The following is a 25,349-nucleotide window of genomic DNA, read 5'->3' as shown; positions in this document are numbered from 1 at the left end:
CCTGCCCGGGACTCGCGTACTCTGTCGACTCACTCGCCCTCGATCCCGCCGGTCCACGTCCCCTCGGACCGCGGACGGGCGCGAGCGCACGACACGGAGGTGTGCATGTCCGGGACGACCACGGCCGGGCCCCGACGGGCCGCGGGCGTTCCCCGGCAACGGATCCGGCGCGGGCCCTGGCTCCCGCCGCGACCCGGCCGGGAACGCGGCGCCGGGGCCAACCGCTGGACCGTGCTCGTCGTCCTCTGCGTCAGCCTGCTGCTCGTCGCCGTCGACGCGACCGTGCTGCACGTCGCCGTCCCCGCCGTCACCGAGGACCTGCGCCCCGGCGCCGTCCAGCTGCTGTGGATCGTCGACGTCTACCCGCTCGTCTGCGCCTCGCTCCTCATCCTCTTCGGCACCCTCGGCGACCGCGTCGGCCGCCGCCGGGTGCTGCTGCTCGGCTACGGCCTCTTCGGCGTCGCCTCCGCGCTCGCCGCCCTCGCCACCGGCCCCGACGTGCTCATCGGGGCCCGCGCGCTGCTCGGCGTCGGCGGCGCGATGATCATGCCGGCGACGCTCTCGATCCTCCGGCAGGTCTTCCCCGACCGGCGCGAGCGAGCCCTCGCCGTCGGCGTGTGGAGCGCGGTCGCCGCCGTGGGCGCGGCCCTCGGGCCCCTGCTCGGCGGCTTCCTCCTCGAACACTTCTGGTGGGGCTCGGTCTTCCTCATCAACATCCCGCTGATGGCCGTCAGCCTGCCCGTCGGGCGCTGGCTGCTGCCCGAGTCCACCGGCGAGCGCAACGGGCCGTGGGACGTGCTCGGCGCGCTGATGGCCGCCTTCGGCCTCTTCGGGCTCGTCCTCGCCGTGAAGCGGCTGGGCGGCGGCGAGCCGCCGCTGACCCTCGCGACACTCGTGCCCGCCGTCGTCGGCGGGGGCCTGCTGGCGCTCTTCATACGCCGGCAGCGGCGGCGCGAGCATCCGCTCGTCGACCTCAGGATGTTCGCCAGGCCCGCCTTCGGCACCTCCGTGGGCTGCATCGTGCTCGCCATGCTCGCGCTCGTCGGGCTGGAGCTGATCGCCGCGCAGTACCTCCAGCTCGTCCTCGGGCTCACGCCCCTGGAGACCGGGCTGCGGCTGCTGCCGCTCACCCTCGCCGCGATGGCCGCCGGCCTCCTCGGCTCCCGCCTGCTGCACCTGCTCGGGCCGCGCACGATGGTCGGACTCGGCTTCGTCCTGACCGCCGCCGCCGTCGTCTCCCTCACCGCCATGGGCGCGGACGACCGCCCCACGCTCCTCTGCGCGGTCTTCGTCCTGCTCGGCTTCGGCCTGGAGACCACGCTCTTCGGGGCGTACGAATCGATGCTCAGCGAGGCGCCGCCGGAGTCCGCGGGCGGGGCGGCCGCGATCGGGGAGACGTCCTACCAACTCGGCGCGGGCATCGGCATCGCCCTGCTCGGCAGCGTCATGAACGCCACGTACGCGCCCGGCGTCGCCGGAACGCGGGGTGTGCCGTCCGAGGCCGCGACCGCCGCGAGCCACTCCCTGGGGGAGGCCTACGAGGTCGCCGACCGCCTGCCCGCCCCAGCGGGTCCGGCTCTGCGGGTGGCGGCGCGCGATGCGTTCGTTCACGGCCTGCATGTGACGCTGTTGCTCAGTGCGGGGCTGCTGTTGCTCGGGGCGGTGGCTGCGCTTCGCCTGCCGCGGGCGATGGATTGCGGGGGCGACTCCGTGGAGGAGCGGTAGGGGGCGCCGGTGCTCGGGTGCGGGTTTCGTTGCCGCCTGCGGCGGGAGCGGCCTGCGGCCGCGTCCTCAAACTCCCCCAGCTACCTCCCCCAGACTCCGTCCGGGGGTGCCCCCAGAGGTGCCCCCACGGGCTGAATTTGCGCACCCGGCAAGGGAGTCTGGACGGCCGACGGCAGGCGGAATAGCGTCGGGGCGACCCGATGATCACCCGGAGGCCGGTCATGTCCGTGAATGCAGCCGTACGCAAGCCCTTCGACCCCCGAGACCCCCTCGGCATCGACGACCTGCTGTCGCCCGAGGACCTCGCCGTCCGGAACACCATGCGGCAGTGGGCCGCCGACCGCGTCCTGCCGCACATCGCCGAGTGGTACGAGCGCGGCGAGCTGCCCGTCATCAGTGAACTCACCCGCGAGCTCGGTGCCATAGGCGCCCTCGGGATGTCGCTCACCGGCTACGGCTGCGCGGGCGCGAGCGCAGTCCAGTACGGCCTGGCGTGTCTGGAGCTGGAGGCCGCGGACTCCGGCATCCGCTCGCTCGTGTCCGTCCAGGGCTCCCTCGCGATGTACGCGATCCACCGCTTCGGCTCCGAGGAGCAGCGGCAGCGGTGGCTGCCCGGCATGGCCGCGGGCGAGATCATCGGCTGCTTCGGGCTGACCGAGCCCGACCACGGCTCGGACCCGGCCGGCATGCGGACGTTCGCCAAGCGCGACGGCACCGACTGGGTGCTGACGGGCCGCAAGATGTGGATCACCAATGGTTCGGTGGCGGGCGTCGCCGTCGTCTGGGCGCAGACCGACGCCGGGATCCGTGGTTTTGTCGTACCGACGGACAGCCCCGGCTTCTCCGCGCCGGAAATCACCCATAAGTGGTCACTGCGTGCCTCGGTCACCAGCGAGCTGATTTTCGACGAAGTGCGGCTTCCGGCCGACGCGGTCCTGCCGGAGGCGGAGGGGCTGCGCGGCCCGCTCAGCTGCCTGAGCCACGCCCGCTACGGCATCGTCTGGGGCTCGCTGGGCGCTGCCCGTACGAGCTTCGAGTCGGCGCTGGACTACGCGCGGACCAGGGAGCAGTTCGGCCGTCCCATCGGCGGTTTCCAGCTCACCCAGGCGAAGCTCGCCGACATGGCGGTGGAGCTGCACAAGGGTCTGCTGCTGGCCCACCACCTCGGGCTGCGGATGGACGCCGGGTCGCTGCGGCCGGAGCAGGTCAGCTTCGGGAAGCTCAACAACGTGCGCGAAGCGATCGAGATCTGCCGCACGGCCCGGACGATCCTCGGCGCGAACGGGATCTCCCTCGAATACCCCGTCATGCGGCACGCGACGAACCTGGAATCCGTGCTCACGTACGAGGGCACGGTGGAGATGCACCAGCTGGTGCTGGGCAAGGCGCTCACCGGCCTGGACGCCTTCCGGTGAGCACCGGCCAAGGAGCGGTGTCCCCCTGACACCTCTCCTCGGCTCGTCCCTCCCTCGGTTCCGGCCCCTCGGTTCCGGCCCCTCGGTTCCGGCCCCTCAGTTCTGGTTGAAGAAGCCCCCGTTCGCGCGGCGTCCCGCCTCGCCGCTGAGGACCTGGTAGTCCGCGGGGGTCAGCAGGAAGACGCGGTTGGCCACGCGCTCGATCGAGCCGCGCAGCCCGAACGTCAGCCCGGCCGCGAAGTCCACGACCCGCTTGGCGTCGTTGGGTTCCATGCCGGTGAGGTTCACGATCACCGGTACGCCCTCGCGGAAGAGCTCGCCGATGCCACGGGCGTCCCGGAAGCCGTCCGGGGTGACCGTGGCGATGCGGGTGCCCTGTTCCTGGGCCACCTCGTCCGCCACCCGCACCTTCGGGTTGGTCACCCAGGAGTCGCCGGGCTCGGGCCCCTCGGCGTAGTCGTCGTCGTAATAGCGCTCGTCATCGCTGTCGTCGACGAGGCCGAGCCAGGCACTCGCCTTGCGCACCGATCCCATGGACGCCTCCTCTCACACGCGGTGTGGTCCGACCGCTTCCCTATCGTCGTCCATGTTGTGGATGGTGTGCCAAGTGGATAGCCGCCAAGCGTGGATTTCGTGACGCATCTGGTGCAAAGCGCTTGGCGGTGCGTCAGATCGCCCGAGAGGTCCGTCACACGCTGCGGACCTGGGCATATGTGGGTTCCGGGGGTGGTCCGCGGGCTGCGGACCGGTGTGGTTGTCCGGTGATTAGGATGCCCGGGTCCATCCACACCACACACGGGGGCCGGAATTGTTCGGGATCGTCAGACCATGCCGTCATCGGCTGTCCGAGTCGATGCGCGCGGAGTGGATGGCCCATCTCTGCGGGCTGTGCCTGGCGCTGCGTGGAGATCACGGGCAATTCGCCAGAGTGGCCACAAATTATGACGGACTGGTGATTTCGGTTCTGGTCGAGGCGCAGTCGCCGCGCACCGGGGGCGCGGACGCGTGGCGGCGCACGGCCGGTCCCTGTCCGTTGCGCGGGATGCGGACCGCCTCCGTCGCGCGCGGCGAGGGTGCGCGGCTGGCCGCTTCCGTCTCGCTCGTCCTGGCGTCGGCGAAGATGCGGGACCATGTCGCCGACGGCGACGGGCTCTTGGCGCGGCGTCCGGTCGCCGCGGCCGCCCGCAAGGTCGCCGCGAAGTGGGACCGGGCCGGCGCCCGTACGGGTTCGGACCTCGGCTTCGACACGGCGGTGCTCGTGGACGCGGTCGAACGGCAGGCGGGGATCGAGGCCCTGGCCGGTTCCGGCACCCCGCTGTTGGCGATAACCGAGCCGACCGAGACGGCGACCGCCGCGGCCTTCGGCCACACCGCGGTGCTCGCCGGGCGCCCCGCCAACCGGGCGCCGCTGGAGGAGGCGGGGCGGCTCTTCGGCCGGCTCGCGCATCTGCTGGACGCCGTCGAGGACCTGGAGGAGGACGCCGCGGGCGGCGCGTGGAACCCGATCGCCGTGACGGGGACCGGCCTCGCCGAGGTGCGACGGCTGTGCGACGACGCGGTGCACGGCGTGCGGCTCGCGCTGCGGGAAGTCGACTTCGCGAGCAAGGGGCAGGGCAGGCTCGCACACCTGCTGCTGGCACACGAGTTGGAGCGCGCCGTCGACCGCGCGTTCGGCACGGCGGGGTGCGGTCACCGGCACGACGAGGACCCCGGCGGTGACGTACGGCACGGCGCGCAGGGCTGGTTCGGCCCGCCGCCGGTCATGCCGCCCGGCGCGCCGCCCGAGCCGCCGAGGCAGGGGCGGCGGCGCGGGCCGGTCCACGGCTGCGCGGTGTGGGCCGCGCTCTTCTGCACCTGCCAGGTGTGCTGCACGGACTACACCGACCCCTGGAACGGGAAGAAGCGCGACGCCTGGTGTGACAATTGTGACTGCGACTGCAGCGGCTGCGACGGTTGTGGCGACTGCTGCAATTGCTGTGACTGTTGCAGCAATTGTGACTGTGACTGCGGATGTGACTGCTGAGCGGCCCACGGCGGACGTGAGCGGGGCGGTGCGAGGGGAGGGGTGCGGCCTGACTGCCGCGGTGTGAAGGCGCGGGGCCCGCCCGGAGTGTCGGTCGGCCCCGAGGGGATCAGGAGGCGGTACGGGAAGCCGTACAGCGTCCTGCGAGGAGAACAGGGGAACACGGACACGAAGCGGACCACACCCGACCGAAGTCGATGTGGTCCCGAGTGACCAGCCGTTGCCCTGAGTGCATGCGACAAGTGGAACAGCCATCCGTTTCCGCGTCAATGCCGTTATGGCGCGCTGCCCGCATGCTGGACAGGGAAATGGACATGCTTGACAGCAGGCCAGGGACCCGGATTAGCCTCGGGGTCCGGTCGCGCTGAGGGGCGCGGCCCGGTGTGAAGGCGTCAACTCCCGTGTTCGATCCCCGCATCCACGGAGCCTTCGCATGTCCGCGCACCCGGATACCCCCATCGCCCCACCCGTCCCCTCCCTCGTCATCGTCGGCGCGGGACCCCGTGGCACCGGCCTGGTCGAACGGATCGCCGCCAACGCCCCCGAACTCCTCGCGGGCGCCCGCCTCGACCTGCACCTCGTCGACCCGCACCCGCCCGGCGGCGGCCGGGTCTGGCGGCGCGACCAGTCGCCGCTGCTGTGGATGAACTCCATGGCCGAGGACGTCACGATGTACACCGACGACACCGTGCGACAGCGCGGCCCCGTACGGCCCGGACCCTCGCTCGCCGAGTGGGCCGCCCTCGCCGCCGACGGCGTCATACCCGGACTCGACCCCGAAACAGTCGGCGAAGCCCGTGAGTTGACCGACCGCACCTTCCCCAGCAGGCGGCTCCAGAGCGCCTATCTTGGCTGGGTGTACGGACGGGCCGTGGCCGGCCTGCCGGCCGGTGTCGTCGTCCACGAGCACCGCCGGCGCGCCTTACGGCTCTCCGGACCCCGCGACGGACGCCAGCGCGTATGGCTGGAGGGACGGGCCGAACCCCTGACCGCCGACCTCGTCGTGCTCGCCCTCGGCCACCTCCCCGCCGCCCCCGACGCCGAACAGGCCGCGCTCGCCGACTTCGCAGCCCGGCATGAACTCACCTACCTTCCGCCCGAGTTCACCGCCGACAGCGACCTCGACGGGCTGCGCCCCGGCGAGGACGTCCTCGTCCGCGGCTTCGGGCTCGCCTTCGTCGACCTCATGGTGCTGGTCACCGAGGGCCGCGGCGGCACCTACACCGACGACGGCACCGGCACGCTCACCTACCACCCCTCCGGGCGGGAGCCCGTCCTGCACGTCGGATCGCGGCGCGGCGTCCCGTACCGCTCGAAGATCGACTACCCCTTGCGGGGCGAACAGCCGCCGCTGCCCCGCTTCCTGGGCCCCGCCGAGGTCGAGGAGCTGCGCCGCCGCCCCGGGCCGCCGGACTTCCGCCGCGACATCTGGCCCCTGGTCGAGAAGGAGCTGGGGTTCGCCCACTACCACCGGCTGTTCACCGCGCACCCGGAGCGCACCCGCGTCGCCTGGGCCGACTTCGAGGCCAAATACGCCCTGTGCGACCCCGGCAGCGCCGAACTCGACGCGCTCGTCTCCGCGTCGGTGCCCGACCCCGCCGACCGGCTCGACCTGGCCGCCCTCGACCACCCGCTGGCCGGGCTGCGCCACCCCTGCGCCGAGTCGCTCCAGGACGGCATCCGGGCCCACATCGCGGCCGACCTCGCCCGCCGCGAAGACCCCCGGCACAGCTCCGACCTGGCCGTCTTCCTCGGCCTGCTCTCCGCCTACGGCCAACTCCTGGACCTCGGCGACATCGGCACCTGGTGGCACGGCTTCTTCAACTACCTCGCCTCCGGGCCGCCCGGCCCCCGGCTGCGGCAGCTCCTCGCCCTCTCCCGGGCCGGATGCGTGCGCTTCCTCGGCGCGGACGCCGAGTTCACCGCCGACCCCGGGCGCGGGACCTTCCGCGCCCACAGCCCCGGCGTGCCCGGCGCGGTGACCGAGGCGCGGGTCCTCGTCGAGGCGCGGCTGCCCCCGCCCTCGGTCGCCCGCTCGGGCGACCGGCTGCTGCGCGGCCTGGCCCGCGAGGTCACCGTGACCCCCGCCGGGCTGCTCGCCGTCAGCCCCGACGACGGCCGGATCCTCGACCGGGACGGCCGCCCGCACCCACGGCGCTTCGCCCTCGGCCCGCACACCGACGCCCGCGCGAGCGGCGCCTTCACCCGGCCGCGCACCAACGGCCCCGCGTTCCGGCAGAACGACGCCACGGCACGGGCCGCGCTCGCCGCCGTACGGGAACTGCTCCCGCACGGCGCGCGGGAGCACCTCCCGGCCGGAGCCTGACCGCACACCCGCCACCGACACGTTCCTCACACCCCAGGGAACCCCATGTCCCCACTCGTGCCCACCCGGCCGCTCCACCTGGCCGTCGCCCTCGACCGGCCCGACGCCCGCGACGCCGAGCCGTACGCCCGCACCGCACGCCTCGCCGAGCACGGCAAGCTCGACTTCGTCACCCTCGGCGACACCCTCGGCCCGCCCCGGCGGGGGGAGCGCCGCCTCGACGCCCTCGCCGTGCTCGCCCGGATCGCGCCCGTCACCGAGCGGATCGGACTGGTGCCGACGGTCACCACCACCCACACCGAGCCCTTCCACGTCTCCTCGGCCGTCTCCACCCTCGACTGGGTCAGCGGCGGCCGGGCCGGCTGGACCGTCGACGTCTCCACCGGCGAGGCCGACGCCCGCCACTTCGGCCGCAAGGCCGCCGCGCCCGCCCCCGAACTGTGGCAGGAGGCCGACGAGGTCGCCGACGTCGTCACCCGGCTCTGGGACAGCTGGGAGGACGACGCCGAGATCCGCGACGTGGCCACCGGCCGCTTCGTCGACCGCGACAAGCTCCACTACGTCGACTACGAAGGCACCGCCTTCAGCGTCCGCGGCCCCTCCATCGTCCCCCGGCCCCCGCAGGGCCACCCCGTCATCGCCGTCGACGCCACCGACCCCCTGCCCCGCACCACAGCCGCCCGCCGCGCGGACATCGCCTACGTACGGGTCAAGGACACCGCGAACCCGGGCGCGGTCCGCGGCGTCCGCGACGAACTGCACCGGCGCGCCCGCGCGTTCGGCCGGGACCCCGGCCGGATCGTCGTCCTCGCCTCCCTGCCCGTCGCGCTCTACGCCGCGGCCGACGCCGTGGCCCTCGCCGACCTGGCCGGGGCCTGGTACGCGGACCGTGTCGTCGACGGCTTCCACTTCCGGCCGGAGAACCCCGACCGGGACCTCCCGCTGCTCGTCGACGGGACCGTCCCCGTGCTCCAGCACCGCGGACTGCTGCGCTCCTTCTACCCGGGCGGCACGCTCCGCGAGCACCTGTGCCTGCCCCGCCCCGCCAACCGCTACGCCACCGCGAGGGAGACCGCATGACCAGCCGCACGCGGCGCAGGCAGATGCACCTCGCCGCCCACTTCCCCGGCGTCAACAGCACCACCGTCTGGACCGATCCGGGCTCGGGCAGCCAGATCGACTTCGCCTCCTTCGTCCACCTCGCGCGCACCGCCGAGCGCGGCCTCTTCGACTTCTTCTTCCTCGCCGAAGGGCTGCGGCTGAGGGAGCACAAGGGGCTGATCCACGACCTCGACGTCGTCGGCCGCCCCGAGTCCCTCACCGTGCTCAGCGCCCTGGCCGCCGTCACCGACCGGATCGGCCTGGCCGCCACCGTCAACGCCACCTTCAACGAGCCCTACGAACTCGCCCGCCGCCTCGCCTCCCTGGACCACCTCAGCGGCGGGCGCGCCGCCTGGAACGTCGTCACCTCCTCCGACGCCTTCACCGGCGAGAACTTCCGGCGCGGCGGCTACCTCGACCGGGCCGACCGCTACACCCGCGCCGCGGAGTTCGTCGCCACCGCCCGCGAACTCTGGGACTCCTGGACGCCCGACGGCGTCCCCCGCCCCTTCGCCCACGCGGGCGAACACTTCGCCATCTCGGGGGAGTTCGACGTGGCGCGCGCCCCGCAGGGGCACCCCGTCGTCATCCAGGCCGGCGACTCCGGCGAGGGCCGCGAGTTCGCCGCGGCAGCCGCCGACGTCATCTTCACCCGGCACGGCACCCTGGAGGCGGGCCGCGCCTTCCACGCCGACGTCAAGGGCAGGCTCGCCGCGTACGGCCGCGCCCCCGACGACCTCAAGATCATGCCCGGTGTGACCGTCGTCCTCGGCGACACCGCCGCCGAGGCCCAGGAGAAGGCCGCCGAGATCCGCAAACAGCAGGTCTCCCCGCAGACCGCGCTGCTCACCCTGGAACAGGTCTGGGGCCGCGACCTCTCCGCCTACGACCCCGACGGACCGCTCCCCGACATCGACCCCGACCCCGGCGCCGAGCTCGCCCAGGGCCGGGTCAAGATCGGCGACCCCTTCGCCGTGGCCGCCCGCTGGCGCGCGGTCGCCGAGGCGAAGGGGCTCTCCATCCGGCAGACCGTGATCGAGACCTCCGGCCGGCAGTCCTTCATCGGCACCCCGGAGGCGGTCGCCGCGCAGCTGGACGAGTCCGTCACGACGGGCGCCGCCGACGGCTTCATCCTCATCCCGCACCTGACCCCGGGCGGGCTCGACGACTTCGTCGAGCGCGTCGTACCGCTGCTCCAGGAGCGCGGCGCGTTCCGTACGGAGTACACGGGCCCGACGCTCCGCGACCATCTGGGGCTCCCGCTGCCCGAAGAGAAGGGCTGACGGCTGTGAGCGTCGGCGCGTGGCCGTCAGCGGTTGAGGTCGAGGAAGGGCACTCCGTGCCCCGCGTACGCCTTCGGCTCGACCGTGGCGATCAGTGCGTCGGCGCCCCGGTCCGGGAGGTGGCCCACGGCGTGGATGGCGGCCGCGATTCCCGGGGCGACACCGTCCCTGCGCAGTCGGGCGACCATCAATAGTGCCGGGTAGTCGAAGCCGACGGTATGGATGACGTCGAGCCGGCCGATGTGCTCGGCGATCCCCAGAAGTTCCAGATCGGCCTCGAGAATCGACAGGACCGGTGCCCACAGCCGCGTCTCGGGCTCGAAATGGGCGCGGTGCACGAGTGCGGAGACCTGCCGGTTCCCGGAAAGGGCGAGCAGCGCGGGGGTGTCGAGGACGAGATGGTGCTGGATCACGCGGCGACATCCCGCTGCCGCTGCGCGAGAGCGTCGCGGAGCTTGCGTCCCATCGCGGCGCTCTCCTCGTCCGTCACCTCCACGCCGAAGTGCTCGGCCAGATAGGCGCGGGTCTGCTCCGCCCGCTCGTGGCGCTCCTCATCGGTGAGCGTGGTCTCCGCGAACTCCTGCACCAGGGAGCGGATCGAGGTCCCGCGGGACTCGGCGATGACCGCGAGGCGATCACGTACCTCGGCCGGGACTCGGATCATGGCATCAGACATGACTGGAGTATACGACGATGTATACGTCCTGGGCGTCACCCGGCCGTGTGACCGCGAGCCCCCTCCCCGGGCGCGGAGCGTTCGCGGCCCGGGCCGGGGGTGGTCCATCGGGCCATCAGGCCCGCGGTCCCTCACGCGCAGTCGCCCACCGGGTCGTCGTGGGTCAGGGCGCAGACGAGCTGTTTGCCGTGGGGCTGCTTCTCCAGCAGCTGCCGGAGGTCGTGCCACTGGCGGCGCGTCTCGGTGACGGCGCCCTGGACCGCGTGGCTGAAATTGTCCGACACCTTGCCGCGCGGGGTGGTGGGCGCGGAGGCGGCGCCCGTGGCCGGGTCGATCAGGCCGTTGTCCTTGTTCATGTCGTCGGAGTGCTTGATCCGGCCGTCGCAGCTGCCCAGCAGGTAGAAGCAGCCCGTCGACAGGTCGGTGGGCACCTCGGCGGGCGCGGGCGGGGCGGCCGCCGTCAGGTCGAACAGCGGGGACGGCGCGGTGCGGTTCAGCCCGGGCGGATTGTGCGGGCCCACCGGCCGGCCGCCGTCGGGCCGGTCGGTCCAGTTGCTGTGCGCGTAGAAGTCCTGCACGCCGTGCAGGGCGTTGCCGAAGGCGAGGATCGTCCTGCACTTGGCGCGCCGCTCCGAGGAGCTCTGGACGAAGTCGCAGTCCGAGGCGAGCCCGACCTGGTCGGGCCGGACCGCCCCGCCGCCGTCCACGAGGGCGCCGGCCGTGCCCGGGGCGTCCTGGAAGCGCTGCTGAAGATAGGCGATGCACGTCCGCAGCGCCTTGGTGGCGGCGTCGCGGCTCTGGGGGTAGGCCTTGCCGCCGTTGTACTTGGGGTCGAGATAGTCGGCGTTGTCGCAGTGCGCGCCCGCCTGCTCCAGCTGGGTCCGGTCCGGGGCGCCGACGGCCCCGAGGCCCTTGCCGCTGATGAGCTGCGCGTTGTCCCCGGCGAGCTGGGCCAGCGACGTGGGCTCGAAGCAGCTCCCGTCGGAGGAGGCGCCGGGGGCGCAGGCCAGAGCGGCGCGGGTGATCCGCTCGTGCTCGTGGTTCTGGCCCAGGGTGCCGTACGTGCCGAAGGCGTGGGCGGAGCCGGCCGGGGCGACCAGCAGGGCGGAGGCCGCGAGCCCCACCGCCGCGACCAGCCGGCCCGGCCGCCGCGCCGCCGTCGAGTTGTCTGCCATGGATGAACTCCTCGGGATTGTCGGATGGTTGGGGCCGGGGCGGCGCTCAGTCGGTCCGGCGGAAGCAGCGGCCCGCCAGGAGCAGCCCCACGAGGGTGGTGAGGGCCACCACGGCCAGCGACACGCCCGCCGGGACCTGCCAGCCGCCCCAGGTGACGTGGTCGAAGTAGTCGGCGGTGGGTCCGTGGTGGAAGGCCATCACCGTCTGCCGCATGCCGTCGACCGCGTACGTCAGCGGGTCGACCAGGGAGAGAGCCGCCATCCAGCCCGGCATCGCGCTCACCGGGAACATCATTCCGGACAGGAACGTCAGCGGCAGGAACAGGGCCGTGAGCACCACGTTGAAGGTCTGCACCCGCCGGACGCCGACGGCGAGCGCCGCCGCCAGGACGGTCATCGACAAGGAGACCAGCAGCAGTTCGGCCAGCAGGGCCGCGAACAGGTCGATGCGGTACGGCACTCCGGCCAGCCCGGCACTGGCCAGGACCACCAGGGCCTGGCAGGTGGAGACGGTGGCACCGCCCAGGCACTTGCCGATCAGCAGAGTGATCCGCGCGACCGGGGCCACGAGCATCTCCCGCAGGAAGCCGCTCTGCCGGTCCCAGACGATCGAGGAGCCGACCGCGACCGCGGGCTGCTGGATGGACATCACCAGCACGCCGGGGAAGAGGAACAGCAGGTAGTCGTCCGAGGTGTTGGAGCCGGCGACGAGGCGGGCGAGGCCGATGCCCAGGATGTAGAGGAACAGCATCGGCTGGACCAGGGAGGCCGCCACCCTCGGCAGGTCCCGCCAGAAGTGCTTCATCTCCCGGCGCCAGACCATGCGGCCCGCGCGCAGTTCGGCGGCGAGGCGGCGGGCGCGGCGGCCGGGCTCCGCCGCGGCGGCGGGCTCCGGGCGGCGGACGTCGCGGCCGGTCGTGGCATGGGTCATCAGTGCTCTCCTGCCGGGTCGGCGCCCGGGGGCGACGCGTCGTCGCGAAGGCCGCGACCGGTGTGGTGGAAGAACACGTCGTCCAGGGTGGGCCGGATGACGGTGACCTCGTGGACGAGGACGCCGAGCCCCGAGCACAGGGCCGGCACCGCCCGGGCCCCGTCCTCGGCCCGGACCCGCAGGCCGCCCTGGAACGCCGTCGCCTCCAGGCCGAAGCGCTCCCGCAGCGCCCGCGCCGCAGCCGTGTCGTCCTCGGTGCGCAGCTCGATCCGGTCGGCGCCGACCACGGACTTCAGCTCGGCCGGTGTGCCCTCGGCCACGATCCGGCCGCCGTCGATGATGGCGATCCGGTCGCAGCTCTCGGCCTCTTCGAGATAGTGGGTGGTGAGGAAGATCGTGGTCTCCTCGCGCGCCCGGATCTCCGAGAGGTACGTCCACACGTGCGCCCGGGTCTGCGGGTCGAGCCCGAGGGTGGGCTCGTCGAGGAACAGCAGCCGGGGCTGGTGCAGCAGCCCGCGGGCGATCTCCAGCCTGCGCCGCATCCCGCCGGAGAACGTGCGCACCAGGCTGTCGCGGCGCTCGGTCAGCCCGACGAGGCCCAGCATGGCGTCGACGCGCGCCGGGAGCGTGGCCGTGGGCAGGGCGTAGAGGTCGGCGTGGAAGCGCAGGTTCTCCGCCGCGGTCAACTCGCCGTCGAGCGTGCTCTCCTGGAAGACCAGCCCGATGGCGCGGCGCACCTCGTGCGGGGCGCCGCGGGTGTCGTGGCCGGCTATCTCGATGCGCCCGGCGCTGGGCGCGGCCAGGGTGCACAGCATCGCGATCGTGGTGGTCTTGCCCGCGCCGTTCGGGCCGAGGAAGCCGAAGGTCTCGCCCTGGGCCACGGTCAGGTCGATCCCGCGCACGGCCTGCACGTCCCCGTACGTCTTGGTCACCCCGCGCGCGTGGACGGCGGGCGGTGCGGATCCTGCCGGCACCTGTTCTCCTCACTTCGTTCGCGGATCGGTTCCGTCAAGCGGGCAGTCGCAGGCGGTGCATCCAGTCGTCGGGGACGGCGAATCCGAAGCTCCAGCGGTGGCGGTCCGTGGGGTTGACGATGCAGTGCCAGAACAGCTTCTCCGGGTCCTGCTCGATCCTGAAGAAGCGGACGGTGCGGGGGCTCTCGGGGAGCGTGACCACCTCCTGGGTCCGCGGGTTCATATAGCGGAAGAACGAGGACTGCGCGGGATCGCCGAACGGCCGGTCGGTGTCGATGACGTACATCCGCCAGCCGGGCTGGTCCTCATTGGTGTGCCACAGCCGGTAGCCGGACGGCGGGTACCACAGCGAGCCGGAGAACCGCACCTCGCCGCCGAAGACGCGCTCCAGGGCCGTGACGACCCGGTTCTTGGCGGCCAGGTAGTCCCCGTAGCCCGGGTGCGCCACGTGCTCGTCGAGGTTGACGAGGTGGAAGCCGCGGTTGACGGGCAGGCCCGAGCCGTTGAGCCGCGCGGGCTCCGCCGTGGCCTTGCGGTACCAGGCGCGGAAGCGGGGGTCCGCGGGCGAGAGGGAGGTGGACCACATGTCCTCCTCCCGGAAGTCCGCGGCGAGTTCCGCGAGGTCCACCGAGGGCGGCCGGATCTTCAGCCGGGGGAGCTCCGCGGCGACCGGCTCGAAGCCCGGCAGGTCGGCGATCCGGTACTCGTAGTGGAGGAAGGAGGTGTCGGCCGGGGGCGGGCCGGGCCGCGCGGGCGCGGGCGCGCCGTCCGCCAGGGAGGCCGACGCCGCCATCAGCTCCTTGGCGCTGAAGGAGTATCCGTTGCGCCGGCCGAGCAGCACGATCTCCTCCAGCCCCGTCATCGCCTTCAGCTGCTGCGCCAGGTCCCCCGGGTCCCGGGTCGACAGGAGGAACTCCGTGCAGGATTCGACGGACATGCGGGCTCTCTCTTTCTCTCTGCTCCGGTGACGAGGGGCGGTCAGGGGGTGGCCGGCGGGTCGAGAAGCAGGACGGAGGGGACGCGTTCCGGTGCCGCGAGCCGCAGGCAGTGCATGCCGAACCCGGAGATCCCCAGCATCAGCCCGGGGAAGAAGTTGGCGCTGCCGTCCGCCGCCCCGTCCCGGGTGCTGTCGAAGTCGCGCCACAGGGCCTGCACTTGGACGTTCGCCTCCATCCGGAAGGTCGGGTCGCCGCGGAGCGCGGCCATCCGCAGGAGCAGTTCGGCGTTGCCCGACCTGCCGTGGCACAGGGTGTGGTTCCGCAGCCGCGGGAAATTGCGGATCGTGGCCTTCAGCGCCCGGTAGGCGTCCCGCAGCACGGTGTCGTCGGTGCCGCCGAGCGCCGCCCAGCTCGCGATCCGGCTCAGCCCGATGCCCGCCGCACCGTTGCACCAGGCGTTCGCGTAGTGCCGGCCGCTGCGGGACACCCCTCCGGAGCCCGTCCGCAGGTCGTACCAGTCCTGCTCGGCGCCGTCGAAGTGCCGGGACTCGTACGCGAACGCCTTGAGCCCGGCGGCCACGCAGTCCTCGCGGCCGGTGCGCCGGCCCAGGGTGATCAGGGCCCAGCCGATGCCGCCCGCGCCGTGCGCGAACCCGGTGAGGTTCGCGTGCGCGATCCCGGCGGGGAAGGGCCGCCAGCTCAAGGTGTCGCCGTCGGCCTCGGCGTGCCGCAGCACGTGGTCGGCGCAGTGGTGTGCGAGCTCGACGCCGTGCCCGCCGGTGGCGTCCGCGAGGCCGAGGAGGACGGGGATGAGACCTGCGGCCCCCTGGAAGACGTCGAGGTGCCGGTCCTCCTCGATCAGCGCGGGCAGCTCGCCGGTCAGCCGCACCGCCTGGTCGAGGAGGCGCTCGTCCTTCCACAGGTGATGCAGGTGGGTCAGGAGGTAGATGGTGCCGCCGATGCCGCCGAACGCCCCCGGGCGCGCGCGGTGGCGGTGGGTGACCGCGTGCTCGGCGGCCCGTTCGGCGGCCGCCCGGAACTCCTCGCGGGGCACCGCGTCGTGCAGATAGGCCAGGAAGAGGGCGATGCCCGCGGTGCCGAGGTAGAGGTCCGCCTCGATGTCGACCGCGGTCACGGCGCCGTCGGCCAGTTCGTAGGAGGTCCACGGCGAGGCGGCGCCGGGCGCGCGCAGCTCCCCGTGGAGCCGGTCGCCGATCCTGGCCGCGTAGTCCGTCGCCGCGCGGACGAAGGACTCGCCGGCCACCCCGTCGGCGACCAGACTCGCGGTGATGTAGTGCGTCTGCTGCACCCGGTTGTCGTCGGTGAGCCGGCCGATGCGCGCGATCGCCTGGTCGAGCGGGGAGAGTTCGAGCGGGGAGGACAGCTCGTCGGTGTGGTCGTGGACGAGGCGGGTGCCCCGGGCCCGCGCGGAGAACAAGGGGATGTCCAGCTGCCACAGGGACCGGCTCTCGCGCTCCGCCAGAACGTTGTCGTGGTCCCAGGTGCGGGGGAAGGTGCGCACGGTGTCGGCCAGCAGGTCGATCTCCAGCGGCTCGGACAGGCACTTCGGGTGCCGGGCCGCGACCAGGAACTGCTGGTAGATCTGGGTGCTCCAGTTCACGAAGCGCACCGGGACCTCCCCGAAGGCCCCCGCCACCCGGCGGGCCGCCTCCTCGGGGCGCCGCTGGAACCACGCGTAGACGCGCTCGAAGCCCTCGGTGACGGCGGCGGCGTGGTCCTCGGGCCGCACCAGCTCCCCGTCCAGGAATACCCGGTTGGCGGGGTCGGCCGGTACCCGGACGCCGGTGACGTGGCCCACGGACGCCCGGAAGCTGAGCCGGTCGCCGCCGATCCGGGGCACCGGCATCGGTATCTCGTACTCCTCGCCGCCGCCGTAGCCGCTGATCCGCATGGCGTCCGGGCCGTCGGACAGGGCGGCGTCGCGGGGGCGTTCGAGCAGTCCCGTCTTGAACACGGAGTCGATCAGTGTGCCGTCGGGCTGCCCCTGGCCCCTGGGGGTGACCCCGAGGACGGTCTCGGCGTCGCAGACGAAGGCGTGCCCGTCGGCGACCATGATGTTCTCGTGGTGGAGGTCGCTGCCGCCCAGCACATAGAAGATGCCGAGGTATCCGCCCAACTCGCGGTAGACATCGGCCGCTTCGCCCGCCGTCGCGACCTCGTTGCGCCCGGAGGGGATCAGCGCCTCGTAGCCGTATCCGTCCATCGGGAGCACCGGGCGGGTGGCGAAGCCGAGCACCCCGTCGGCCGCGAGGGAGCCGAGCAGCTCCTGCAGACCCGCCTCGGCCCGGACGCTGCGCGGTTTGTAGCAGAACGTCGCGGCGGAGCCGTCGTCGAGCGTCACCCCCACCCGGGCGACGCTGCGCCCTCCCGCGTGGTAGTCGCCGCCGCCCGGCTCGAACGAGGTGAACGCGGTGATCCGGCGGCCGAAGAACGCCCCGGAGATCCGGCCGGCGTCGGCGGCGAGACGGCCGGACACCTCCTCGCCGTACGCCCCCAGCAGCGCCGTCACCCGGGCCAGCCAGCGCCCGAGCACCGGGTATCTCAGATAGAAGTCGTGGTACGCCGCGCGGCCGTCGAACGTCGCGTCCAGATAGGCGAGATACTCCTCGCGCGTGGCCGTGGCGCTGTCGATGCCCTTCAGCTCGCAGTGGACCTTGGCGTCCGCCTCCACGGCCCACGCCAGCGCCATGTCGAAGCGGTTCAGCAGATGCTGCTGGAAGTCCGTCACGAGCCGGTCGCCCAGCAGGGCCCGGTCGCGCTCGGGGAGGGCTGCGCGCGCCGCGCGCAGCCGCCGGCCCAGCTCGGTGAGGAACGGCGCGCACGCGATGCCCAGCCGGCCGTAGTACACCTCGGGCTCGCGCCAGAACCCGTCGTCGCCCGGGCCGGTGCCGAGGCCGTCGAGGGCCGCCCGGTAGGCGGGCAGCCAGGAGGAGTGGAGCGTGGCGAGCAGTTCGCGCACGCCGTCCGGCGCGCCCGACGGGTCGAGTTCGTGGCGGCGGTAGGCGGTCAGGACCGCGACGAGTTCGTCCTTGGAGTACCGCGGCGGCACCGACCGGTGGCGCGACTCCTGGAGGAACTTGTCCGCCAGCTTCCCGGCGAGCCGCCCGATCCGCCAGGTGTCGAACGCGTCCGGCCCGCCGGGCGGGGCCGCCCCGGCCGGCGGGCCGGACGCGGCCACCACCCGTACGCGCTCGGTGAGATTGCAGGCCCGGGCGGCGAGGTCCAGCGGATATGCGGCAGTGACCATGCGGCGAGTACTCCTGAAGGCAGAGGGAGCCGGGGAGGGGCGCGGCGCGGTGCGGTGGGGCGGACGTGCCGCCCCACCGCACCGCCGGAAAATCACGGGGCCGAAGGCCCCGGGTCACCGGAGCGACGGACCGGCTACTGCTTGGTGGAGCCGTCGCACAGGATGGTCAGCGGGCCGGAGCTGCAGGTGGTGCTGCAGGCGGCGGCGTCCATCGTCGCGGCGCCCTCGGTCCAGAAGTCCAGCGACTCCTGGTCGAAGTCCTCGACCGCGGCGGGCAGGGACTCGGCCGACAGCCCGAACGCGGCCGGGTCGGCGAGCACGGCGGCGCGGAACTCCGCGTCCACCACGGCCTGGCGGAGCATGGTTGTGGTCATGATGTTCTCCTCGGTGTGAGTAGAGATCACGCTGACGGCTGGTCCGCCCGGCCCTGCCCGGCGTTCAGGTGGTGCAGGTCCTTCTCCAGTTTCTGGGCGATCAGCACGAGGCCGGTCCGCTCCTCGGCGTCCTGCAGTTCACGCAGGGCCGCGCCCATGTTGTCGTTGTCGTTCTGCCAGGCGACCAGCTCCCTCTCCGCGGCGGAGAGGTCCTCCCGGATCCACAGGGATTCGAGCCAGGACTTGACCTCGAACGGATGCAGCCCGGTCGGCCGGGTGGTCCGCGCGAGCAAGGGCTCCTCGTGCAGGGCGAGCGCCTTGTCCAGCACCTCGCGCAGCCTGCCGTCGGGCGGCAGCAGCGCGCACAGGACCACCAGCTCCTGAATGCGCCGGATGGTGTCGACTCCCGGGTAGATCGTCTCTTCCTTCGCGCTCTTCATGGACCACCCCAACTCCGTTCGACGTCCCGGTGGCACGACGTTAGGCGGGGGCACTTGCAGGGTGGTCACACAAGGGTTTCGCGGCGCCTTCGCGCCGCTTTCACCGCGCTTTCACGGCTCTTTCAGCCGGTGAGCCCGGCGTCGCGGGCGAACAGCGCGGCCTGCACCCGGTTGCCGACCTCCAGGGCGGCCAGGATGCGGCTGACGTGGGCCTTGACCGTGCTCTCCCGCATGCCGAGCCCCGAGGCGATCTCGGCGTTGGACGCGCCGCCCGCGAGGAGCACCAGCACCTCGGTCTCCCGCGGCGTCAGCCGGTCCAGGCGCGAGCGGGCCGCGGAGGTCCTGCCGCGGCCCGTGCGGTGGCAGTGCTCTATCAGCCGCCGCGCGGCGGAGGGGTGCAGCATGGCCTGGCCGTCCGCGACGACCTCGACGGCCCGGACGATCTCCGCGGGGTCGCTGTCCTTGAGCAGGAAGCCGACGGCCCCGGCGGCGAGCGCGTCGTAGACGTACTGGTCCAGGTCGAAGGTCGTCAGCATCACGACCTTGGGCGGGTCGGGCAGGGCGAGCAGCCGCGCGGTGGCCTCGATGCCGTCCATGCGGGGCATGCGGACGTCCATCAGGACGACGTCCAGGCCCTGCGTCCCGGCGCGCGCCACCGCCTCGGCCCCGTCGGACGCCTGGGCCGCGACGGTGATGCCGGGCGCGTCGTCCAGGATGTCCACGAGCGCCAGGCGCACCAGGCTGTCGTCGTCCACGATCATCGTGCGGATCATGCCGCCCCCTCGGTCCGTCGTCCGTCCTGCGGGAGCCCGGCCGTGACCGCCCAGCCGCCCGCGCCCGTGGGCCCGAACTCCAGCCGGCCGCCCAGCGCGTCGACCCGCTCGGCCAGCCCCACCAGGCCGTAGCCCGACCCCGTCGCCGCGGTCTCGGACCGCTCGCCGCCCGGGTTGCGGACCGCGACGGTGGACTCCGGCGGGCCGTAGCACACCTCCACCCGCACCCGGGCTCCCGAGGCGTGCTTGCGCGCGTTGGTCAGCGCCTCCTGGACCAGGCGGTGGATGGCGAGGCGGTGGCTGGCCGGCACGGCGTCCGCGTCGCCCTCGACGGCCGCGTCGACCTCCTGCCCGGCCGCCCGCGCCTCGTCCAGCAGCGTCGACAGCGCCCGCAGGCCCGGCTCCCGGGGGCCCGCCTCCCCGGCGGGGCCGTGCCGGCGCAGCGCGCCCAGGACGTCCCGCAGATCGTCCAGGGCGTCCGTCGAGGCGGTGCGCAGCAGGCCGATGCGGTCGGCCACCGGCCCGGGCAGGGCCGCGCCGCGCCGCTGGAGGGCGCCGGTGTGCAGGGCGATGACGGTCAGCCGGTGCGCGAGGACGTCGTGCATCTCCGCGGCGATCCGGGTGCGCTCCTCCAACCGTGCCGTCTCCGCGCGCAGTTCGCGCTCCACCCGCAGGTGGTCGACCTGCTCGGCGAGCGAGGCGACCAGCCTGCGCCGGCCGCCGGCCCACAGCCCGAGTACGAGGGCGAACAGGAGCACCGCGAGCGGCCCGTAGGAGCGGGTCACCCACAGGTTCTGCTGCGGATGGACGATCGCGCTGCCGGCCATCGCGGCGGCCACGCACACCGCCCCGAGGGCGAGCCGGCCGCGGGAGGCGAGCTGGAAGACCACGACCAGCAGCGGGTAGTCCGATCCGAGCGCGACCGCCCCTGCGACCGCGCAGGCCGCGGCGAGCGCGGGCCACCGGTAGCGCAGCGCGACCGACAGGCCGAGCGCCGCGGCCAGTGCCACGCGCGGGCTGGCCAGCGTGCCGCCGGCCGCCACGTACGCCTCCTGGACCGTTCCCCAGGCGACGACGCCGACCAGCGGCACCTCCGCCCACCACGGCCAGATCCGGCCCGCCGACTTGCTCATCCGGACATCCTAGGCGGGCAAGTGCCCCTGCCACCCGGGACAGTTGTCGATCACGGGCCCCTACTTTCGTAGGGGGTGAACATCGCAGGAATGCCGATGGTGCGGGCCCCGCCGCTGCCTAGCGTCACTGCCATGAACGGCAACCACACCCAGAGCGCGCCCACGGCCCCCGCCTCCGCCGCGGCCGAACCGCCCCCGCCCGGACGGAAGTCCGGCGCCCTCGCCCTCCGCCCCTTCCTCCGCGAGGCCTCCCGCACCATGCGCACCACGGGAGCGATCGCGCCCAGCAGCAGCAGGCTCGGGGCCGGTCTCGCCGCCCCGCTCCCGGCGTCCGGCACCCGTGGTCCGGTGCGCGTCCTGGAAGTGGGCGCCGGGACCGGCACGGTCACCCGGGTGCTGGCCGGACGGCTGGGGCCGGGGGACCGGCTGGAGGCCGTCGAGGTCAACCCCCGGTTCGTCCGGTTACTGCTGGCGGCCCTGCGCTCGGACCCGGTCATGGCCGCCGCGTCCGAGCGGATCCGGATCGTCCCCCAGTCGATCACCGAGCTGCCGCTGGCCGAGCACGGCTACGACATGATCGTCTCCTGTCTGCCGTTCACCAACTTCGAGCCGGATCTGGTCCGTTCGCTGCTGGAGCGCTATCTGACCGCGCTGGTGCCCGGCGGGCACCTGACCTACTTCGGCTACCTCGGCACCCAGGCGACCCGGACCCTGGTCAGCAGCCGCGCCGAGACCGCCAGGCACCGCGCGGTCGCCGCCGTCCTCGCCGAGTTCTCCGCCCGGTACGGCAGCGGCGGCGGCCACCGCGTCGTATGGCGCAACCTGCCGCCCGCCAGGGTCCACCATCTGCGCTCGCCCGAGCGGTGCGCGGTGCCCCGGGGGGCCTTCGGCGAGGAGAACGTGCTGTACGGACCGGCCGGCGCGCGGGAGCCCGCGGAGCGGTCGGCGCCCCGGTGGTGACGCTGCCCGCCGGACTGCTGGCGGACGTGCCCCCGGCGGCCGCGTACGCGGTGATCGGCGGCCTGGTGGCGGTGGAGTCGGTCCTGCTGCTTGCGCCCTTCGTGCCCACGCTCGGGCTGCTGCTGGTCGCGGGCGGCCTCGCGCACTCCGGTGCCCTGGCGCTGCCGGCCGTCATCGGCGGCGCGGCCGCCGGCGCCGTCGTCGGGGACCTCGTGGCCCACGGCACGGGGCGGCGCCTCGGCGACGGGCTGCGCACCGGCCGGCTCGGCCGCAGGATCCCGGCCCCGGCCTGGGACCGGGCCTGCGCCGCCGTCCGGCGGCGGGGCGGCCCGGCCCTGCTGCTCTGCCGCTTCGTGCCGGTGGTGCGGGGCCTCGCCCCGCACGCCGCCGGCGCGGCCGGGCTGCCCTACCGCCGCCTGGCCCCCTACAGCGCCGTGGCGGGCACGGCGTGGGCGTGCGCGGAGTCCGGAGCGGGCTACGCGGGCGCCGCCTCCCTCCGCCGGATGGCGGCGCCGCTGCACGGCGTGGGCGGCGCGCTGCTCGCGGCCGGGGCCGTGGTGGGCGCGGTGCTGCTCGTGGCCGTGGCCCGGGCGCGGTGGACCGGGAAGGGAGGGGAGGGCGAAGAGCCGGAGGAGGTCAGCAGGCCTGATGCCCGTACCGCTCCATCGGCCCCCGTGGAACGGGCTCCGCTTCGTCCCGCAGAAGCGCGACATGCAGTCGCCGCAGCCGCTCGCCCGGCTCCACCCCCAGCTGGTCGCGGAAGGCGTGGCTCACGGCGGCGTACGCCTCCAGCGCCTCACCGGTGCGGCCGCAGCGATGCAGCGCGATCATCAGCTGGCTCCAGCGATGCTCCTGGAACGGGTACTTGACGGTCAGCGTGCGCAGCTCGCCGACGATCTCGTGGTGCCGCCCGAGGGACAGGCACACGTCGTGGTAGCGCTCGCTCGCCTTGAACCAGCCCTCCAGGAGCTGGGGCGTGGCATCGCGGCGTACGCAGTCGGACTCGATGTCGGCGAGCGGCTCGCCGTGCCACAGGGCCAGCGCCTCGGTCAGCAGACCGGCCTCCGCGCCCGTGTCGCCGCGGTCGGCCGCGGCCTGGGCGCGGCGGGTGAGCTCGGCGAAGCGCATGTGGTCGAGGTGGTGCGGGGCGATCTCGATCGTGTAGCCGCCCGGGGTGGTACGGATGTGCCGGCCCAGCCCCGCGCCGGTCCCGTCCAGGCTCCGGCGCAGTCGGGTCAGCAGGGTGTGCAGGGCGCGCCGGGGCCGGTCCGGCAGGTCTTCGCACCATAATCGGTCGACCAGCTCGCCGACCGGGACGACTTCGTTCGCGTTCACCAAGAGCGTGGCGAGCAATGCGCGTTGCTTCCCCGCGGGAATGGAAACCGTCTGCCCGTCGGCCGTCACTCGTAACGGCCCCAGCACGCAGAAACAGCCATCGCCGTCCATCTGCCTCCTTCCGGGACGTAATGCCGAAAGCCTTCAACTACCCAGGAGCAGCAAGGAATAAGAACAACTGCCGGAGTTCAAGGGGTAGTTGGTGGTAGGTCGTCCGAAAGATGCTCTTGCGCGGCGCGGCGCGATCCCCGAATACTCGCCGGAAGCGCTTGTCAGGGGCACGTCGAAAGCGGAATGGCCGTGCCCGATTGGCTGCGCCTCACCAGACCCCCCACGGGAGGAAGACAACGTGAGGATCAAGCGCACCACCCCCCACACCCCCACCCGCCGCACCCGCCGAATCGCCGTCGCCACCGGCCTCCTCGCCGCCACCGCGCTCGTCGCCGGCCACGCCCACGCCTCCGACCGGAGCGCCACCGTCGCCACCGCCGCCCAGCTGTCCGCCGCGAGCGCGGCCGTGCAGTCGGCGGACGTCGCGGGCACCGCATGGGTCACCGACAGCAGCAGCGGCACCGTCGTCGTCACCGCCGACTCCACCGTCTCCGCCGCCTCGATAGCCAAGATCAGACAGCAGGCCGGCCCGAACGCGGACGCGATACGGGTCGAGCGCACCCCTGGCAAGATCACCAAGTACCTCGCGGGCGGCGACGCCATCTACGCGCCGTCCTGGCGCTGCTCCGTGGGGTTCAACGTCCGCAAGGGCAACACCTACTACTTCCTGACCGCGGGCCACTGCACCCAGGGCAAGCCCCCGTACTACACCGACGCCGGGCACCGCACGAGCATCGGCCCGACCACCGGCACCAGCTTCCCGGGCAACGACTACGGCATCGTGCAGTACACCAACGGCTCCGTCGCCCACCCCAGCGCCGTCGACCTCTACAACGGCAGCACCCAGCGCATCACCGCCGCGGGCAACGCGTCCGTCGGTCAGTCCGTGCAGCGCAGCGGCTCCACGACCCATGTGCACGGCGGCAAGGTCACCGGCCTGAACGCGACCGTGAACTACGGCAACGGCCAGATCGTCCGCGGTCTGATCCAGACCAACGTGTGCGCCGAGCCCGGCGACAGCGGCGGCTCCCTCTTCGCGGGCTCCACGGCCCTCGGCCTGACCTCGGGCGGCAGCGGCAACTGCACCTCCGGCGGCACGACCTTCTTCCAGCCGGTCGGCCCCGCACTCAAGGCCTACGGCGTGAGCGTCTTCTGATCCGCCCGGCCCTCCCGATCCCCTGACCGTGAGCGAGCACCGACCCCTTCCCCAAGCCTCGCGGCCAGCAGCACAGGAGCCCCCGGCCCGGACCCCCGGGCCGGGGGCTCGACCTTGGTCCGGTACGGGCCTACCGTGGGATGTGACACCCGACACGCGGGACAAGGGGTCATGCCATGGTCGAGGAACTGGTAGTGGCAGCGGCGGGCGCCGGATCCGCGTGCGCGGTGTACGCGGTGGCGGCGGCACGCGTGGTCAAGCAGTACGAGCGCGGCGTCGTGCTCAGGCTCGGCCGGCTGCTCCCGGAGGTCAGGAAACCCGGCTTCACCATGGTCATTCCCGGTGTCGACCGGCTGCGCAAGGTCAATATGCAGATCGTGACGATGCCCGTGCCCGCACAGGAGGGCATCACCCGGGACAACGTGACCGTGCGCGTCGACGCCGTCGTCTACTTCAAGGTCGTCGACCCCGCGGAGGCCGTGATCCAGGTCGAGGACTACCGCTTCGCCGTCTCCCAGATGGCCCAGACCTCCCTGCGCTCGATCATCGGCAAGAGCGACCTCGACGACCTCCTCTCCAACCGCGAGAAGCTCAACCAGGGCCTGGAACTGATGCTCGACAGCCCGGCCATCGGCTGGGGCGTGCACATCGACCGCGTCGAGATCAAGGACGTCTCCCTGCCGGAGACGATGAAGCGGTCGATGTCCCGCCAGGCGGAGGCGGAGCGGGAGCGGCGAGCGCGCGTGATCAACGCGGACGCGGAGCTGCTGGCTTCGAAGAAGCTCGCGGAGGCGGCGGAGACGATGTCGTCCCAGCCTTCCGCTCTTCAGCTGCGGCTGCTCCAGACGATCGTGGCCGTGGCGGCCGAGAAGAACTCGACGCTGGTGCTTCCGTTCCCGGTCGAGCTCTTGCGCTTCCTGGAGCGCGCGGGTCATGAACCGCAGCCGGCGAAGCCGGTTCGCCCGGAGGGCGAGAGCGACGAGACGGGCACGGGCTCGGCGTAGGCTGACGGCTATCTTCCCCTATCCCGCCCCTTCCCGAAACTGGGGGCAAGCCCCCAGACCCCCCGGGGTGCGCAAATTCAGCCCGTCCGGCGTTTGAGGACGCGCCCGCAGGGCGCTCCCGCCGCAGGCGGAAACGGACCCGCACCCAAAGCCGTACCCCAACCCGCACCCATCCATAGGGGCGCGCAAGCGCGAGGCGCTCGCAACGCGAAGTACGCCTTGTGCGCG

Annotated in this window: 22 protein-coding genes and 1 pseudogene; 10 read left to right on the top strand and 13 right to left on the bottom strand. The window is 73.2% G+C overall.

Annotated features, from left to right (window positions below; genetic code table 11):
* The first annotated feature begins 105 nt into the window (after positions 1–105).
* Entirely contained in the window at positions 106–1,725 is a 1,620-nt protein-coding gene (locus ABD269_RS33320) for an MFS transporter (protein ID WP_344124044.1), read from the top strand.
* 221 nt (positions 1,726–1,946) lie between these two features.
* Positions 1,947–3,140, top strand: coding sequence for an acyl-CoA dehydrogenase family protein (locus ABD269_RS33315; protein ID WP_344124042.1), 1,194 nt, complete (start codon positions 1,947–1,949; stop codon positions 3,138–3,140).
* A gap of 96 nt (positions 3,141–3,236) precedes the next feature.
* Here the strand turns inward: ABD269_RS33315 and ABD269_RS33310 are convergent, their stop codons facing one another.
* A complete protein-coding gene (locus ABD269_RS33310) occupies positions 3,237–3,674 on the bottom strand; it encodes a cell division protein SepF (RefSeq protein ID WP_116211017.1) in 438 nt (145 codons plus the stop codon).
* Between the two features lie 274 nt (positions 3,675–3,948).
* Between ABD269_RS33310 and ABD269_RS33305 the strand changes: the two genes are divergently transcribed.
* From ABD269_RS33305 to ABD269_RS33290, 4 genes are all read left to right on the top strand, one after another.
* A complete protein-coding gene (locus tag ABD269_RS33305; protein ID WP_344124039.1) occupies positions 3,949–5,163 on the top strand; it encodes a DUF5685 family protein in 1,215 nt (404 codons plus the stop codon).
* A 433-nt stretch (positions 5,164–5,596) separates the two neighbouring features.
* Positions 5,597–7,489: an FAD/NAD(P)-binding protein gene (locus tag ABD269_RS33300; RefSeq protein ID WP_344124037.1), complete on the top strand. Its 1,893-nt coding sequence runs from the start codon at positions 5,597–5,599 to the stop codon at positions 7,487–7,489.
* Positions 7,490–7,534: 45 nt separating this feature from the next.
* The gene (locus ABD269_RS33295) at positions 7,535–8,569 is read left to right on the top strand and encodes an LLM class flavin-dependent oxidoreductase (protein WP_344124035.1); all 1,035 of its coding nucleotides are present in this window, start codon (positions 7,535–7,537) and stop codon (positions 8,567–8,569) included.
* Positions 8,566–9,873, top strand: coding sequence for an NtaA/DmoA family FMN-dependent monooxygenase (locus ABD269_RS33290; RefSeq protein WP_344124033.1), 1,308 nt, complete (start codon positions 8,566–8,568; stop codon positions 9,871–9,873). The genes ABD269_RS33295 and ABD269_RS33290 overlap by 4 nt, the downstream gene beginning before the upstream one ends.
* Before the next feature lie 26 nt (positions 9,874–9,899).
* Here the strand turns inward: ABD269_RS33290 and ABD269_RS33285 are convergent, their stop codons facing one another.
* The 11 genes from ABD269_RS33285 to ABD269_RS33235 all read right to left on the bottom strand — a co-directional run bounded on the left by ABD269_RS33285 (position 9,900) and on the right by ABD269_RS33235 (position 20,555).
* Positions 9,900–10,286 (bottom strand): hypothetical protein, encoded by a 387-nt coding sequence (locus tag ABD269_RS33285; RefSeq protein ID WP_344124031.1) that lies wholly within the window; start codon positions 10,284–10,286, stop codon positions 9,900–9,902.
* Positions 10,283–10,549, bottom strand: a complete 267-nt coding sequence (locus ABD269_RS33280) for a hypothetical protein (protein WP_301888475.1) — start codon at positions 10,547–10,549, stop codon at positions 10,283–10,285. The genes ABD269_RS33285 and ABD269_RS33280 overlap by 4 nt, the downstream gene beginning before the upstream one ends.
* A gap of 131 nt (positions 10,550–10,680) precedes the next feature.
* Positions 10,681–11,724 carry a CinY protein gene (locus tag ABD269_RS33275; RefSeq protein WP_344124029.1) on the bottom strand — a complete coding sequence of 348 codons (1,044 nt, stop codon included), beginning with the start codon at positions 11,722–11,724 and terminating at the stop codon, positions 10,681–10,683.
* A gap of 46 nt (positions 11,725–11,770) precedes the next feature.
* A complete protein-coding gene (locus ABD269_RS33270) occupies positions 11,771–12,655 on the bottom strand; it encodes an ABC transporter permease (RefSeq protein WP_344124028.1) in 885 nt (294 codons plus the stop codon).
* Positions 12,655–13,629 (bottom strand): ABC transporter ATP-binding protein, encoded by a 975-nt coding sequence (locus ABD269_RS33265; RefSeq protein ID WP_344124027.1) that lies wholly within the window; start codon positions 13,627–13,629, stop codon positions 12,655–12,657. The genes ABD269_RS33270 and ABD269_RS33265 overlap by 1 nt, the downstream gene beginning before the upstream one ends.
* A gap of 34 nt (positions 13,630–13,663) precedes the next feature.
* The gene (locus ABD269_RS33260) at positions 13,664–14,566 is read right to left on the bottom strand and encodes a Nif11-like leader peptide family natural product precursor (protein ID WP_344124026.1); all 903 of its coding nucleotides are present in this window, start codon (positions 14,564–14,566) and stop codon (positions 13,664–13,666) included.
* A gap of 41 nt (positions 14,567–14,607) precedes the next feature.
* Positions 14,608–17,835, bottom strand: coding sequence for a type 2 lanthipeptide synthetase LanM family protein (locus ABD269_RS33255; RefSeq protein ID WP_344124025.1), 3,228 nt, complete (start codon positions 17,833–17,835; stop codon positions 14,608–14,610).
* Between the two features lie 134 nt (positions 17,836–17,969).
* The gene (locus ABD269_RS33250; protein WP_301888487.1) at positions 17,970–18,209 is read right to left on the bottom strand and encodes a cinnamycin family lantibiotic; all 240 of its coding nucleotides are present in this window, start codon (positions 18,207–18,209) and stop codon (positions 17,970–17,972) included.
* 26 nt (positions 18,210–18,235) lie between these two features.
* Entirely contained in the window at positions 18,236–18,649 is a 414-nt protein-coding gene (locus tag ABD269_RS33245) for a DurN family substrate-assisted peptide maturase (RefSeq protein ID WP_301888489.1), read from the bottom strand.
* Positions 18,650–18,771: 122 nt separating this feature from the next.
* The gene (locus ABD269_RS33240; RefSeq protein WP_344124024.1) at positions 18,772–19,422 is read right to left on the bottom strand and encodes a response regulator transcription factor; all 651 of its coding nucleotides are present in this window, start codon (positions 19,420–19,422) and stop codon (positions 18,772–18,774) included.
* On the bottom strand, positions 19,419–20,555 hold the full coding sequence (locus ABD269_RS33235) for a sensor histidine kinase (protein ID WP_344124022.1): 1,137 nt from the start codon (positions 20,553–20,555) through the stop codon (positions 19,419–19,421). Before ABD269_RS33235 ends, ABD269_RS33240 begins: the two co-directional genes overlap by 4 nt.
* Before the next feature lie 132 nt (positions 20,556–20,687).
* On the opposite strand from ABD269_RS33235, the gene ABD269_RS33230 reads away from it, so the two are divergent.
* Together ABD269_RS33230 and ABD269_RS33225 are read left to right on the top strand one after the other, a co-directional pair.
* Positions 20,688–21,515: a class I SAM-dependent methyltransferase gene (locus tag ABD269_RS33230; protein ID WP_344124019.1), complete on the top strand. Its 828-nt coding sequence runs from the start codon at positions 20,688–20,690 to the stop codon at positions 21,513–21,515.
* A pseudogene (locus ABD269_RS33225) lies at positions 21,419–21,982 on the top strand (DedA family protein); the annotation flags it as partial. The gene ABD269_RS33230 and the pseudogene ABD269_RS33225, both read left to right, overlap by 97 nt.
* A 169-nt stretch (positions 21,983–22,151) precedes the next feature.
* Here the strand turns inward: ABD269_RS33225 and ABD269_RS33220 are convergent.
* Positions 22,152–22,961 carry an AfsR/SARP family transcriptional regulator gene (locus tag ABD269_RS33220; protein ID WP_301888494.1) on the bottom strand — a complete coding sequence of 270 codons (810 nt, stop codon included), beginning with the start codon at positions 22,959–22,961 and terminating at the stop codon, positions 22,152–22,154.
* Positions 22,962–23,199: 238 nt separating this feature from the next.
* On the opposite strand from ABD269_RS33220, the gene ABD269_RS33215 reads away from it, so the two are divergent.
* Positions 23,200–24,117, top strand: coding sequence for a S1 family peptidase (locus ABD269_RS33215; RefSeq protein WP_344124017.1), 918 nt, complete (start codon positions 23,200–23,202; stop codon positions 24,115–24,117).
* Positions 24,118–24,293: 176 nt separating this feature from the next.
* Positions 24,294–25,121 carry a slipin family protein gene (locus ABD269_RS33210; RefSeq protein ID WP_344124015.1) on the top strand — a complete coding sequence of 276 codons (828 nt, stop codon included), beginning with the start codon at positions 24,294–24,296 and terminating at the stop codon, positions 25,119–25,121.
* The last annotated feature ends 228 nt before the right edge of the window (positions 25,122–25,349 follow it).

Source organism: Streptomyces blastmyceticus (assembly GCF_039521185.1).
Lineage (GTDB): Bacteria > Actinomycetota > Actinomycetes > Streptomycetales > Streptomycetaceae > Streptomyces > Streptomyces blastmyceticus.
Note: the sequence above shows the minus strand (reverse complement) of the source record. Positions and strands in the feature narration are given on the sequence as shown.